Raw genomic sequence first — 13,075 nt, forward strand, 5'->3', positions numbered from 1 at the left:
ACATGAAAAAGCTTTTATTCATTGTTACATTATTACTATCAATCGGGCTGCTTGCGGCTTGCGGACAAGATAACGGGAACGCTGATAGTGACAAGGAAATTAACATCGGCGCTACAGCCGGCCCATACAGTGATATGGTAACGAAAGCAATTAAACCAATTTTAGAAAAAGAAGGCTACAAAGTAAAAGTAACTGAGTTTACAGATTATGTTCAGCCAAACAAACAGCTCGGCAACGGATCCATCGATGCAAACCTTTTTCAACACAAAATTTTCATGGAAAGCTTTGCAAAAGAAAACAATTTAGAGCTATCTGAAGTTGTTATTGTTCCAACTGCCCCAATGGGTCTTTATTCAAACACATACAAGTCATTGGATGAAGTAAAGGATGGAAGCTCCATCGCCATCCCGAATGATCCGCCGAACCTGGCAAGAACACTTTTGGTCCTTCAGGATGCAGGATTTATTAAGCTTGATCCGAAAACAAATCCGCTAACTGTATCTGAAAAAGATGTAGTAGAAAATAAGAAAAACCTTAAATTTGTACCTGTTGAGGCTGCAGGCCTTCCACGCCAAGTTGACAGTGCTGATTTGGCTGCTGTTCCTGGGAACTATGCCTTAGCTGCTAAGATGAATCTGCAAGATGCATTAAAATTGGAAAGCATGCCGGATGATTACAGAAACCGTGTAGTTGTCAATACGAAGGATGTTGACAGCCAGTTTGCGAAAGATCTTAAAGCTGCTGTCGAATCAGAAGAATTTGAAAAAGTGATTGATGAAGAATTCAAAGGTTTTGGCAAACCAGAGTGGATGGAAAAGCGCTAAGCAAAAAAACAAATAGAAAAGCAGTACCGGTCCCGGTATTGCTTTTTCTGCTAGAAAGGATGAGATGAATGTCCGATCAGTTGATTGTCAGGGGAGCTCCCCAAACCTATGAATGCAAAGAAGGAATTCTTAAAGAGCTTGAAGATATGTTAACGGAAAGAACGGTTACGAAATGCCTGATTATTCACGGGGAAAAATCTCTTCATGCCGCAAAACCCTTTCTCCCTTCTTTTGAATCGGTTCGCGTCCACTATGAGAAATACCGGGGAGAATGCTCCTTATCTGAAATCAGCCGCCTGCGGGAAATCATCCAAAAAGAAGAGTATGAAGCCGTTATCGGCATTGGCGGCGGAAAAATCTTAGACTTAACAAAAGCCGTCGGTACCGAAACAAAGGCTCCCGTTATTTTAGTCCCTACTCTTGCATCGTCCTGTGCCGCGTGGACTCCGTTAAGTGTGTACTATACAGACGCAGGACAGTTCATTTATTACCGGTATCATACGGAGAGTGCCAATATTGTCCTGGTTGAACCACAGATCATCCTTGAATCGCCAGTCGAATATTTTATAGCAGGAATCGGCGATACGCTGGCCAAATGGTATGAAGCAGACGTGCTCATCCGCGGCCTGAATGAACGTCCGCTTGCAGTTGACATTGCCTATTATTCTGCGAAAACGTGCGAGCAAGTACTGTTTGACCTCAGCAGCCAAGCGGTTGAAGATCAAAACAAGAGTGTACTCTCTTCCGCCTTTATTAAAGTGGTTGAAACGATCATCATTGCAGGCGGAATGGTAGGAGGATTCGGAGACAACTTTGGACGAATTGCAGGCGCACACTCCATTCATAACGGGTTAACACAAATAGAAGAAACTCACCATCTATTACATGGTGAAAAAGTCTCCTATGGAATTCTTGTTCAACTTGTCCTCGAAAAAAAGTGGGAAGACGTTTCGAAGTTGATCACCCTTTACCAGGAGTTAAACCTGCCTTACTCTCTTTCTGACTTACGATTGAATGTGGAGGAGCGAGAGAAGATCGCAATTGTGGCGGAAGCTGCTGCCACCCCCGCGGAATCGATTCATTTGATGGATCAGAAAATCACCGCTGAAAGCGTGATTGAAGCGATTATGTCATTGGAGGAATACGTGGCGGAGACGATTATTCGCAATTATTAATAGAATGGTAGACTGCAGCGCGATCTGCAGTCTTTTGAATTTTCCGGTATTCGGCGATCTTCAATTCGAAAGTCCCTTAAACAAACGTTGATTAACCCTATTAATACCCATTCCTAGAAAGGATCTGTTCAATCTCACTTTCTTCCTCTTCTAGAAAAGTCAGATTCTCCAAGCTTTTGAGATTCTCTTCGATTTGGGATATTCTGCTTGCTCCAATTATGACCGAGGTCATTTCTTTCCTTCTTAGCACCCAGGACAGTGCCATTTGGGCAAGGGTTTGACCTCTTTTTTCTGCAATTGCATTTAAATTTATCAGCATTGTCAATATTCCATCATTAATAGCGGACAATGTTAAAAAGCCGCTTCCTTTGGAAATCCTGGAATCATCGGGAATTCCATTTAAGTATCTGTCAGTTAAAAGACCTTGTGCCAACGGAGAAAAAGCGATCGCGCCTATTTTTTCTTCATCTAAAACGTCAAGCAGCCCTTTTTCTACATCCCTTTTCAGCATTGAATAAATCGGCTGATGGATTAAGCAAGGTGTTCCAAGCTCTTTCAAGATCTTTGCAGCTGCTCTCGTTTCCTCAGGGCTGTAAGAAGAGATTCCCACATATAATGCTTTACCCTGCCGCACAATATGATCCAGCGCCTGCATGGACTCTTCTAACGGAGTTTCTGGATCTGGCCGGTGATGATAAAATATATCGACGTATTCGAGTCCCATTCGTTTTAAGCTCTGATCAAGGCTGGCTATTAAATATTTTCTTGATCCATTATTTCCGTAAGGCCCCGGCCACATCTCATAGCCTGCTTTAGATGAAATAACGAGTTCGTCCCGGTACGGCAGCAAATCTTTTTTTAATATTTCTCCAAAGGTTTCTTCGGCAGAACCAGGAGGCGGTCCATAATTATTAGCTAAATCAAAATGTGTGATCCCTGCGTCAAATGCATATCTGACCATGCTTCTGCTGTTTTCGAAGGAGTCCTTCCCGCCAAAATTATGCCACAAACCCAACGATAGAGCAGGCAGCATCAATCCGCTATTGCCACATCTGTTATAAATCATCGTTTCATAACGACGACCAGAAGCCTGATAACTCATCTTTTATTCCGCCTTCCTTATGTGAAATCGCTATCATAATCTAGTATAAATGATTTTTGATAGAGAAGGCGACTATACTGAAATAAAGCGTCACTTTTTTTGGCAAGGACTAAGGTAATCCACACTCATTGTAAAATGAATAAAGTTACCACGGAACTACTCCGTTTTCATCGAAGAAACCACCATTAGGTCCATCTTCCGGGAGAGTTGCAAGGTGAACGACAATTGTGGCTGCCTGTTCAACCGTGCGAGTGCCTTGAAATTGATTTAAATCTGTCGCCGTAAAACCTGGACAAGCAGAGTTTATTTTAATAGGTGTATCCTTTAACTCATATGCAAAATGGACAGTAAGCTGATTAACTGCTGCTTTAGACGAATTGTACGCAAGAATTTTTGCTTGATAAAATTCAAAGTCAGGGTCACTTTATGTAAAAGATGTCGCCCGGATCTGTTTTCAAACCTCAATCCAAGAGAACAAATAATTAAAAAAACTACTGACTTTTTAATAAATAACTATTCCTGCGAGCTGTCACTTGAAGACATAGCGAAACGTGTCTACGCAAGCCCGTTTTATTTACAACGGATTTTTAAAGAAGAAATGAAGATGCCACCTGCTCAATTTCTAACAACTAAACGGATGGAAGCAACAAAAGAGTTAATTATGCATACGAGCCTAAGCATTACGGCGATCGCCTACGAAGTCGGATTTAAAAGCTCTTCGCATTTCTCTACGCTTTTTCGTAAATCCGTCGGCCTCTCCCCGTCTGACTATCGACTCGAACAAAAACAACAAAGCAGTTCGGTTGTTCAGTATTAATCAGACAAAAAAAGATAGCATCTAAAGACGCTATCTCTAACTTTAAAACCCTAACTCCAAAACCTTCCCGGTCTCGGCGTATGTTTTGATATTGCTTAGAATCATCGGCCAATGCTGCTCTGTGCTCTCATAAGAAGGATGGCCCTCTGTCCACTGGTCATCAACTAAGGTTAATTTTGTGCATTGTCCCACTTGTTCAAGGGTAATTGTCACTCTCGATTCAAGCTCAGCATGGTTTGAACGATAGCTTGGTCCGGGATGCTCAGTGAAGCTGAACACTTTATTCGGTTCAAATGCCAACAGTTTGCCATATACATGAACCGTTTCTTCTCCGTCATTGCCCGGCCCAACATATTCCAGTGAGTCTCCCACTTTAAAGGTGGATCGGATCACTGTACCAGCAAACGTTTTTTTCGTCCCCTCAGGCGAGATCAATGCATTCCACAATTCTTCGGGACGAGCCCCGATATAAAACACAAATTTAAGATCCTTCACAATTATCACTCCTTCAGCAAAATAGGCACCATTATCCTTATTGCCACCATTCATTCTTGTTGTTACTATAGAAAATAATACCATTAAGAAATTACGGATGATTGTAAAAATGCGACATGGTTAAAAATTTGTCCAGGGGTGGAAGCTGTGGAGACAAATCAAGCGCATCCAAACAAAGGAATATTAAATAAGAAAACAGGCGATCTGAAGTACACACTTTTGCGGCACACTCCCTCAGAGGATCTTCATTTTTTTATTCAGCGCTATTGGACAGTCAAGTGGGACTTAAGAGGACAGGCTCCTTATCGCCAAAAGATTCTTTCTCATCCTTGTGTGAACATGGTGTTTGAGAAAGGAAATTCGAGAATATATGGAATCTCAAAGGAAACGTCGTCACATCTTCTAAAGGATGAAGGACAGGTGTTTGGGATCAAGTTCAAGCCCGGCGCTTTTCACTCTTTTATCAATTCCCCGGTTTCTCAGCTAACGAATCGCAGCATCCCCATTGAAGAAGTGTTCGGAACGAATGTTAAGAAAGTAGAGGATGAATTGTTTACACTTGAAGATGAAGACATGAGGATTCAGCTTGTCGAAAATTTCTTTCGCGAACATCTTCCAGAGAAAAATAAAAATGCTGAACTAACGACTCAAATCGCAGAACATATAGCTGCAAATCGGGAGATAACGAAAGTTGAACAATTAGCTCACATGTTTAAGATAAACAAAAGAACGCTGCAACGGATGTTCAATCAGTTTGTCGGCGTAAGTCCGAAATGGGTCATCAAACGAGCCCGTCTCCATGAGGCAGCCGAACTTGCCGAAAAAGGGAAAAGACCGAATTGGTCGCAGCTAGCTTTGGAACTTGGGTATTACGATCAATCCCACTTTATCAAAGATTTCAAGAGGGTTATCGGCAAGTCTCCGAAAGAGTACGGTAAGATTTAACTTAATCTGTATTTTAATAAGCAGCAAGAAATGAAACCACAGAGGAAACCCTGTGGTTTTTAACTGCTTAAATAACTTATTTCAAAATAAAGATAAAAATCGAGTTTACAACAACACACTGTAAGAGTATGATAATAAAGGTGTTTCCCCATATTTTATGAAAAGGAGTTGATTTTTTTGAGTAGTCGAAGTTGCAGCGAACCCGAACCCAGCTCGAATATTGAGGAAGTCATAAATGTACCAATACTCAGAAGATTGATTACGAAGAAAAACATCAACTCTTTTGTGTGGCTGGAACATTTTTGACTCCTCACGAAGAAGAGGAGGCTAAATCATGTTAGACATTTATTTGAGCAACGAATCAGGAAAACTTCAAAAAACAAATGAAATTACCAAGGGTTGCTGGATTAATATGATCAACCCGAATACAGATGAAATCAATTATATTTGCAATAATTTAGATATTCCAACAGATTTTATTAAAGATGCACTTGATGATGAAGAAAGATCCCGAATTGAAAAAGAAGACGATAATATCTTAATTATCGTTGATTTTCCATACATTACCCACGATGATGCAGGTTTTCCCATTTATGAAACAATTCCTATCGGTATGGCAATAGCAAAAAATTGTTTCATTACTGTGTCTTTAAAGGATACCCCTATTCTCAACGACTTTAGCAATCAAAAAATCCGTGACTTTTATACCTATAAACGAACAAGATTTGCGTTGCAGATTCTTTATGTGATCTCTACCTATTATTTAAGATATTTAAAGCAAATCAATAAAAAAACAAATGAAATTGAAAACGAATTGCATCAATCAATGAAAAATAAAGAATTATACGCCTTTCTTGCTCTTGAGAAAAGCTTGGTATATTTCACTACATCATTGAAGGCGAACAAAATCGTTTTAGAAAAATTAATGAGATTAAATCATTTAAAGATGTACGATGAAGACAAGGATTTATTAGACGATGTAATTATCGAAAATACACAAGCCATTGAAATGGCCGATACGTACAGCAGTATTTTAAGCGGAATGATGGATGCTTTCGCTTCAGTTATCTCTAACAATTTGAATATCGTGATGAAGTTTCTGACTTCCATTACCATCGTTTTATCGCTTCCTACTATGGTCGCCAGCTTCTACGGCATGAACGTTGATTTGCCTTTTCAAAAAAATCCGCATGCTTTTTGGTTAACGATATTATTTGCCGTCATTTTATCAAGCGGTACAGCAATTATCTTTTGGAAAAAGAGATTTTTCTAAAAACTTGCAAAGCCGATGCTTCTCTGTACGAGAACATCGGCTTTTTTTACGCTTACTTCCATACATCATTCGCAATGTGAACCACGTGTTTCAGTTTCTCCCATTGTTGTTCTTCCGTCAGTAAATTCCCTTCCTCTGTTGAAGCAAAGCCGCATTGTGGGCTGAGCGAAAGCTGGCTTAAGTCAACATATTTGGCTGCTTTTTCGATTCTGCGTTTGATGTCATCAGGGTTTTCCAGTTCTCCGAATTTTGACGTGACAAGACCGAGAACGATCTGCAAATCAGGTCGTTTTACATAACGGAGAGGTTCAAAACCACCTGAACGCTCGTCATCAAATTCAAGGAAAAGCCCGTCCACGTTTAACCCATCGAAAATCGTTTCGGCAGCTGCATCATACCCGCCCTCGGCTGTCCAAGTCGATTGGAAGTTTCCGCGGCAAATGTGCATCGACTGTTAAATCCTCAGGACGATCATTTCACAATATCAAGTGATTATCACTCATACGTTGGCACTAAATCGCTTTTTTCTTCATATACATCAGCCCGCCTGCCAAAAAGACAATCAAGCTCCCTCCGATCACCAGAGAAAGTTTGGCCAGCGGCACGTAAAACACTTCCCCTTCGTTAACCGGCATCATCATTAAAAACGGCTGTGTCCACGGATAGATTGGACCATATGTTTCTGAATTGGCAACCATTATAGACGGCAATGTAAAAATCACATTTAATGCAAAGGGAGCAGCAAAGCTCGTCCAGGCAATCCCTACCCACAGCAATAGAGCGGCAATAGGAAAGACAGCGATAAGGCTGCCAATCATGCTTTTGGCTATCGTTCCAATCGGAAAGGGTTCTCCGTATCCCGCCATAGTCCCGGCTATCCTAAAAACAACGAACACCATGAGCTGAAGAAAAGAAACGATCAATAAAATGAGCACGTATTTTGACCAAAAGACGGTTGATCTTGTTACGGGGAGTGTCAGCATCTGCTTCCAGCTATTATTCTGGTGCTCGTACCTGCATATGCTTCCCGCAAGAATACCGATAAACAACGGAAGGAAGAGAAGACCGTACACCATACTAATATACATTAATGCCTCATGCCATGGACTTGTCCCCATCTCATTCGATCCTGATAATCCCACCATGAGAGCAATCATCGGCCCCAGCCAAATGAGCAATAGTATTTTCGATTTTCTTACCTTATACCATTCCAGCTGCAAGCTTTTAAAAAAAATCATCGTTTATTTCCGCTCCCTTCTTGAAAAATCGAGCGCACCGCCTGCGTAGAGTGCTATTCCCAGCGCTATTCCAAGCCATACAAACTGAAGAGATTCTGCTTCCCACGGATAGGCATTCGCCCACGTCCATATGACCCAATCAGCCACTAGATTGCCTCCACCGAACATGGCAACGATCATTCCTAAAATCCCTACGGTCAGGCTGATTCCCTGATTGTCAAACGTCATGGACAGCCATAGCTGGAGCGCTAAAATCGGCATGGCAGCAAGCATAGGAAAAAAACTATTTTTAGCTGCCGCCACCCATGGCACATCCGGACCGAAGCCAAGAGCCAACCCGAGCAATGCCGTCCCTATCCAAACGAGAAAACTGGCGGTCAGGATCATCATAAAAAGAACAAAATATTTGGCAAAGTATACGTCTCTTTTCTTAACCGGCAATGCAAAAATTTGTTTCCAGGCATTGGTCTGGTGTTCAATACCCGCCATCATGGAAGCGACAATGCATGATCCAAGCAGTACAGCTGAGGGCAAAAACATATTCACATTTTGAAAGACGCCTGCCCATTGATTGTCATACTGGGTAATTAAATAATCGTACCGCACGCCGTAGTTCACTGCTTGAAGAGAAATGACCCCGAAAGCACCGAGAAAGACAAGAAACCATAATCCCTTTCTTTTGACTTTTAACAATTCTATTTTTATAAGCGATCCAATCATGCACTTTTCTCCTCTTTGGTCATATTCAAGAAGATGTCTTCAAGTGACCGTTTTTCCTCCTCGACCCGATAAATTGATACGTCATGTTTCGAGAGAAGCTTAACGATCTTCGCAATTTTTTCATCCGGTGATTCAGGCAAACGGAGCACCCCTTGTTGCACACTGGCTTCAATTCCGTGAGAGAGCAGGATGTTCGCCGCATTTTTCGGATCACTAACTCTAAGCTGAACCATTTGTCCGGCTTGTTTTCGCAGGACAGCGATCGAATCCTGAAAAATAAGCTCGCCTTTCGAAATGACGCCTACCGATGTTGCCATTTGGTCGATTTCCGACAGCAAATGGCTGGAGATAATGACTGTCATATTTTGCTCTTTCGGCAAGCGCTTGATCAGTTCTCTAATTTCAATAATCCCTTGAGGGTCTAATCCGTTTGTCGGTTCATCTAAAATTAACAGCTCCGGTTCCCGAAGCAGAGCTGCAGCAAGACCTAACCGCTGTTTCATGCCTAGCGAAAAGCCCTTTACTTTTTTCTTGCCTGTATTGCTCAGTCCTACGATCGCCAAAACTTCCTGAATGCGCCGTTTCGGTTGATTCAGGACTTTTCTGAGCGTTTCCAGATTTTCTTCTGCTGTTAAGTGCCCATAGTAGGATGGCGACTCCACTAATGAACCTACCTTGCCTAGGATTGTCAGTTTGTTTTTTTGAATATCCTGGCCAAACACTTCAACCGATCCATGAGTCGGATTCAAGAGCCCGAGCAGCATTCGAATCGTTGTTGTTTTACCGGCGCCATTCGCTCCAAGAAAACCATAGATCTCTCCTTTTTTTACGGATAAATCGATCCCTTTTACAGCCAGCTCCTGGCCAAAGCGTTTTGTTAGATTTTTTGTTTGTACAATCATTTCCATTACGATCACCTCGACATTTATTGTAGATGCCCGAAGTTAAAGAGGAGACCAGGGGTGTTTAAGTTTTGTTTAAAAAAACGTCTAGTTTCGTTCATTCTACGGCAAGGGTATGCTGATTCAATAGCAGCGCATCCGATTATCCCAGGTTATTGTGACCTCTTCGAAAATGATTGCGACCGGTTTTTAATTTTTTGTGACCACTTCGCCATTTATTACGACCAGTTTCAATTTTTTTTGGCCCACTTGCTAAAAAATACATCCCCCTCATACCTGCCACTTCACGATCGTGCCCGAAAAAAACAGGTCACTCTTCGTCCATTCTGTGGCAGTGACATGTGATTCTATGGCAGCACATCCGCTTATCCCGGGTTTTTCGGCCCACGTGCGTCGTGCGGTTTTCAACATAAAAAAACGAAGCCTTGGATAAGGCCCCGGTGTTCAATTAATGAGGATAATAGATACATATTTTTGCTCCGGTTTCCGATGAAGCAATCTTCCAGTCCATATTCATATCTTTGATCATCTTAGAAACAATCGTTAAACCGATCCCAGCTCCTGCTTCTTTAGAAATTCCCGCAAACCCGGGTCCGCGATCCTCGATAATCAACCCATCTGCCGAATCCCTTTGCAAGGTATGAATGCGAATATAGCCGCCCTGCTTGGCGTGACGTACAACGTTTTGAAATAAGTTGTCGACAATCCGCTCCATCCAATGAATATCCACGTGCCATTTGGGATGAATTAAAGGATGTAAATCAACGTCAACTTCAATTCCTTCATTCTCGAAAACCGGATACCATGATGCCACCTGCGAACGCAAGAATCGATTGATGTCCAGCTCCTGAATATCCATATGATACTTCCCTGCTGTTAATAAAGTATAAGAGAGCAAATTATCAATCAACCGGTCCAAAAGGGTTATTTTCTGATCGAGAATCTGTACGGACTCCCGGCCAGTATCGCTTAACCGTTCTCTTGATAATGAATAGGTATGTGCCTGAAGGGTCGTTAACGGTGTCCTGAGATCATGAGAAAGATTCGAAATGAGCTGGCGGCGCAGGGATTCCTCTTCCTGTTCCCTTTTCCGGCTCTTTTCTAGTTCAACGACCATTTTGTTGAATGCGTTTTGCAGCTGGCCGATCTCATCCATCTTCCCGATTTTCACCTGACTGGGAAGCGCTCCATTTTCAGAATGATCCATCGTTTGCTGCAGATGCCGGATTCGATTTCGGAGACGGATAATAAACCAAAGAGACGCAGCAATGAAAATCAAAAGCAATAAAAGCAGCCCCAGCCCGATGAAAAGCGGATTGATTTGAATCGGCGGATGCAGAACAGATCTTGGAATTTGAATTACAGCAAGCCCATTTTTCTGGTCATTTCCGATAAAGGCGATGACTGTATATGGATCATTCCCATATCGCTTTTTAATAAATTCAGCCGTCGTTCCTGACGTCCATTCTTGCTGCACGTCCAAATTCTCAGGCAGCTTCTCTGAGGTACGTCCATTTTTATTTACAATGAAGAAGGAAGCCTCCGGATACCTTTCCTTCCACTGCTTCATACGATCTTGACGTTCTGCAGGAAATAGTTCCAACCAGGTACTTACTTCATCGTGCCAATCCCTTTCGATTTTCTCTTCGCTGTATGGCTGGCTGTTATGCTGCATATCATATGGTGTGTAAACAAGAATGGATACAATCGGGATCCCCATTGGAAGCAAGATTAAAGCAAAAAATACCACGAGTAAATAACGTGTAAGGATCGAATGTCTCCACTTCATGATTTGACCCTGTAGCCGACCCCGCGGATCGTTTCAACAATTTTTGGTGACGAAGGATCCTTTTCAATTTTTTCGCGAAGATAGCGGATATGAACCATCGGCGTTTTATCCCCTTCAATGTAAGGCTCTCCCCAAACTGATTCATAGATTTGCTCTTTTGTCAGAATTTGATTTTGGTGCTTTAAGAAAAACTGAAAAATTTGATATTGCTTCCCTGATAAAATGATGTCTTCTCCCGTTTCACGATTTGTAATCGTGCCATCAGGCAGAACGATTTCCAAATGATGCAGGATCATCTTTTCCTGCCCTCGATCGAAGCGCCTGAGCAATGATTTAATGCGGGCCGCCAGCTCCTCCGGATGAAACGGTTTGGTTAGATAGTCATCGGCAAAGGTAAGTCCTTCTACTTTATCCTCAATCGCCGTACGGGCGGTTAACATTAAGACGGGCACCTCATGTTTTTCCTTTTTTATGCGGCGGCCCAGCGAAAAACCGTCCAGCCCGGGAAGCATAATATCTAAAATGACGAGATCAGCCTCCGGCAAATAAACCGAAATGTCTTTCCCTTCTTTAAGCCACGTAATCTTGTATTCTTGTTTTTCCAACTCTCGAGTTACCCACTTGCCAATCTCTTCTTCATCTTCAATGTATAAAATATGATTCATTTTTTCTCCTTTAACGTTCGATCAAGCCATTCCAAACAAAGTCCCATCCAGGTTGCAACATGAGTGTCCGGAACGGGCTTTCCCATCTGATTCTCTTTTTTATGATAAAAGTCTTCCCATGACGTTACTTCTCCCAATTCACGATCGTTGTGTACTCCATTTTTTAATTTTTCTAATACCGCATGCTTCAACGGCGCGAGCAAAGGTGATGTGCTGTCATGCTTTCGATTCGCCCATTGTTCATCAGCAGTGGATATTCCGTGCCTGCCTTGCGGGTAGATATGCAGTTCAAACGGTCTTTGCCGGGCACTTAAGTTTGTTGCGAATAACAGGCTGTTTTCTACAGCAACTCTGGCGTCATCTGCCGTATGCCAAAGAAAGACAGGTGGAGTGCTGTCGCTGATATGATTCTCCAGTGACATAAACTCCAACATCTCTTCCGTTGGCTTATCACCTAATAAATTTACAACAGATCCGCTATGTCTCCGTTCACCTGTTGTTATGACCGGGTACGATAATATGACTGCATTCGGTATGTGAGACACCTCTCCTTCCCTTTTTAATTCCTGCAAAAACGGCTGCTGCCAATGAACCGCCAGGCTCGCCGCAAGATGTCCGCCTGCCGAAAAACCGCAAACGGCCAGTCTGTCTTTATCAATTGACCAATGATCGGCATTTTCTCGAATCGTAATCACAGCCTTTGCCAAATCCCGCAATGCCTGTAATTTAACCGGCTTTTGATCACCGAGCGCATTTACCGTATATGTAAGTATGAAAGCATGATAGCCTGCCTGGAGAAACTTTTCTGCGACCAGCTCTCCCTCAGCCGGACTAATAAAACCATAGCCCCCGCCCGGTACAATCACAACTGCCCCGCGTAAAGAATCGCCCTCCTGCACATAGGCGGTTAACGTCGGAATAAACCCCGCGCGGCTTTCTTTCTCATATTCATTTTCCTCCCACAGCTGGATCGTTTGATGAATCATAATATCCCTCTTCCCCTTTGCTTATTTTCTAACAAATTCTCACAGTAAAATTCTATCAAAAAAAGCAAATCAAAATAAATTTTTTGTGTAGAACTTTGATATGATAGAATTATCAGACTTTTAAAATAAGGTATGTAAAGGAGA

At 42.2% G+C, this 13,075-nt stretch carries 14 protein-coding genes and 1 pseudogene; 5 read left to right on the top strand and 10 right to left on the bottom strand.

Going from position 1 to position 13,075, the window contains the following annotated elements:
- Nucleotides 1-2 precede the first annotated feature (2 nt).
- Complete coding sequence (locus JOC74_RS11655) at nucleotides 3-824, top strand: MetQ/NlpA family ABC transporter substrate-binding protein (RefSeq protein WP_053604740.1); 822 nt, start codon at nucleotides 3-5, stop codon at nucleotides 822-824.
- Between the two features lie 68 nt (nucleotides 825-892).
- Nucleotides 893-1,999: an iron-containing alcohol dehydrogenase family protein gene (locus JOC74_RS11660; RefSeq protein ID WP_211086153.1), complete on the top strand. Its 1,107-nt coding sequence runs from the start codon at nucleotides 893-895 to the stop codon at nucleotides 1,997-1,999.
- A gap of 100 nt (nucleotides 2,000-2,099) precedes the next feature.
- Here JOC74_RS11660 and mgrA read toward each other — a convergent pair whose 3' ends face one another.
- Nucleotides 2,100-3,101 (bottom strand): L-glyceraldehyde 3-phosphate reductase, encoded by a 1,002-nt coding sequence (gene mgrA / locus JOC74_RS11665; protein ID WP_053604742.1) that lies wholly within the window; start codon nucleotides 3,099-3,101, stop codon nucleotides 2,100-2,102.
- 145 nt (nucleotides 3,102-3,246) lie between these two features.
- Nucleotides 3,247-3,492 (bottom strand): SDR family NAD(P)-dependent oxidoreductase, encoded by a 246-nt coding sequence (locus JOC74_RS11670; RefSeq protein WP_082364357.1) that lies wholly within the window; start codon nucleotides 3,490-3,492, stop codon nucleotides 3,247-3,249.
- On the opposite strand from JOC74_RS11670, the gene JOC74_RS23925 reads away from it, so the two are divergent.
- Nucleotides 3,442-3,918, top strand: coding sequence for a helix-turn-helix domain-containing protein (locus tag JOC74_RS23925; protein ID WP_082364098.1), 477 nt, complete (start codon nucleotides 3,442-3,444; stop codon nucleotides 3,916-3,918). The genes JOC74_RS11670 and JOC74_RS23925 overlap by 51 nt on opposite strands.
- Before the next feature lie 42 nt (nucleotides 3,919-3,960).
- Here JOC74_RS23925 and JOC74_RS11680 read toward each other — a convergent pair whose 3' ends face one another.
- A complete protein-coding gene (locus JOC74_RS11680; protein ID WP_053604744.1) occupies nucleotides 3,961-4,467 on the bottom strand; it encodes an SRPBCC family protein in 507 nt (168 codons plus the stop codon).
- 93 nt (nucleotides 4,468-4,560) lie between these two features.
- Here JOC74_RS11680 and JOC74_RS11685 point away from each other — a divergent pair, with 93 nt between their 5' ends.
- Both JOC74_RS11685 and JOC74_RS11690 read left to right on the top strand, forming a co-directional pair.
- Nucleotides 4,561-5,358, top strand: a complete 798-nt coding sequence (locus JOC74_RS11685) for a helix-turn-helix domain-containing protein (protein ID WP_053604745.1) — start codon at nucleotides 4,561-4,563, stop codon at nucleotides 5,356-5,358.
- 334 nt (nucleotides 5,359-5,692) lie between these two features.
- The gene (locus JOC74_RS11690; protein ID WP_053604747.1) at nucleotides 5,693-6,631 is read left to right on the top strand and encodes a magnesium transporter CorA family protein; all 939 of its coding nucleotides are present in this window, start codon (nucleotides 5,693-5,695) and stop codon (nucleotides 6,629-6,631) included.
- A gap of 52 nt (nucleotides 6,632-6,683) precedes the next feature.
- Here JOC74_RS11690 and JOC74_RS11695 read toward each other — a convergent pair.
- The 7 genes and pseudogenes from JOC74_RS11695 to JOC74_RS11725 all read right to left on the bottom strand — a co-directional run.
- Nucleotides 6,684-7,104, bottom strand: a pseudogene (locus JOC74_RS11695) (uroporphyrinogen decarboxylase/cobalamine-independent methonine synthase family protein); the annotation flags it as partial.
- Between the two features lie 39 nt (nucleotides 7,105-7,143).
- A complete protein-coding gene (locus JOC74_RS11700) occupies nucleotides 7,144-7,869 on the bottom strand; it encodes an ABC transporter permease (protein ID WP_053604748.1) in 726 nt (241 codons plus the stop codon).
- 3 nt (nucleotides 7,870-7,872) lie between these two features.
- Nucleotides 7,873-8,589: an ABC transporter permease gene (locus JOC74_RS11705; RefSeq protein WP_053604749.1), complete on the bottom strand. Its 717-nt coding sequence runs from the start codon at nucleotides 8,587-8,589 to the stop codon at nucleotides 7,873-7,875.
- Nucleotides 8,586-9,497, bottom strand: coding sequence for an ABC transporter ATP-binding protein (locus tag JOC74_RS11710; RefSeq protein WP_053604750.1), 912 nt, complete (start codon nucleotides 9,495-9,497; stop codon nucleotides 8,586-8,588). Before JOC74_RS11710 ends, JOC74_RS11705 begins: the two co-directional genes overlap by 4 nt.
- Nucleotides 9,498-9,939: 442 nt before the next feature.
- Nucleotides 9,940-11,280, bottom strand: coding sequence for a HAMP domain-containing sensor histidine kinase (locus JOC74_RS11715; protein WP_082364100.1), 1,341 nt, complete (start codon nucleotides 11,278-11,280; stop codon nucleotides 9,940-9,942).
- A complete protein-coding gene (locus JOC74_RS11720; RefSeq protein WP_053604753.1) occupies nucleotides 11,277-11,945 on the bottom strand; it encodes a response regulator transcription factor in 669 nt (222 codons plus the stop codon). Before JOC74_RS11720 ends, JOC74_RS11715 begins: the two co-directional genes overlap by 4 nt.
- Nucleotides 11,942-12,931 carry an alpha/beta hydrolase gene (locus JOC74_RS11725; RefSeq protein ID WP_053604754.1) on the bottom strand — a complete coding sequence of 330 codons (990 nt, stop codon included), beginning with the start codon at nucleotides 12,929-12,931 and terminating at the stop codon, nucleotides 11,942-11,944. Before JOC74_RS11725 ends, JOC74_RS11720 begins: the two co-directional genes overlap by 4 nt.
- Between the last annotated feature and the right edge of the window lie 144 nt (nucleotides 12,932-13,075).

The organism is Bacillus capparidis, assembly GCF_017832095.1.
Lineage (GTDB): Bacteria > Bacillota > Bacilli > Bacillales > Bacillaceae > Bacillus > Bacillus gobiensis.

Excerpts from the sequence above, each read along its gene's own strand:
- JOC74_RS11655 (WP_053604740.1), top strand. The coding sequence starts at position 3 with ATGAAAAAGCTTTTATTCATTGTTACATTATTACTATCAATCGGGCTG.
- JOC74_RS11660 (WP_211086153.1), top strand. The coding sequence starts at position 893 with ATGTCCGATCAGTTGATTGTCAGGGGAGCTCCCCAAACCTATGAATGC.
- mgrA (WP_053604742.1), bottom strand. The coding sequence starts at position 3,101 with ATGAGTTATCAGGCTTCTGGTCGTCGTTATGAAACGATGATTTATAAC.
- JOC74_RS23925 (WP_082364098.1), top strand. The coding sequence starts at position 3,442 with ATGGACAGTAAGCTGATTAACTGCTGCTTTAGACGAATTGTACGCAAG.
- JOC74_RS11680 (WP_053604744.1), bottom strand. The coding sequence starts at position 4,467 with ATGAATGGTGGCAATAAGGATAATGGTGCCTATTTTGCTGAAGGAGTG.
- JOC74_RS11690 (WP_053604747.1), top strand. The coding sequence starts at position 5,693 with ATGTTAGACATTTATTTGAGCAACGAATCAGGAAAACTTCAAAAAACA.
- JOC74_RS11700 (WP_053604748.1), bottom strand. The coding sequence starts at position 7,869 with ATGATTTTTTTTAAAAGCTTGCAGCTGGAATGGTATAAGGTAAGAAAA.
- JOC74_RS11705 (WP_053604749.1), bottom strand. The coding sequence starts at position 8,589 with ATGATTGGATCGCTTATAAAAATAGAATTGTTAAAAGTCAAAAGAAAG.
- JOC74_RS11710 (WP_053604750.1), bottom strand. The coding sequence starts at position 9,497 with ATGGAAATGATTGTACAAACAAAAAATCTAACAAAACGCTTTGGCCAG.
- JOC74_RS11715 (WP_082364100.1), bottom strand. The coding sequence starts at position 11,280 with ATGAAGTGGAGACATTCGATCCTTACACGTTATTTACTCGTGGTATTT.
- JOC74_RS11720 (WP_053604753.1), bottom strand. The coding sequence starts at position 11,945 with ATGAATCATATTTTATACATTGAAGATGAAGAAGAGATTGGCAAGTGG.
- JOC74_RS11725 (WP_053604754.1), bottom strand. The coding sequence starts at position 12,931 with ATGATTCATCAAACGATCCAGCTGTGGGAGGAAAATGAATATGAGAAA.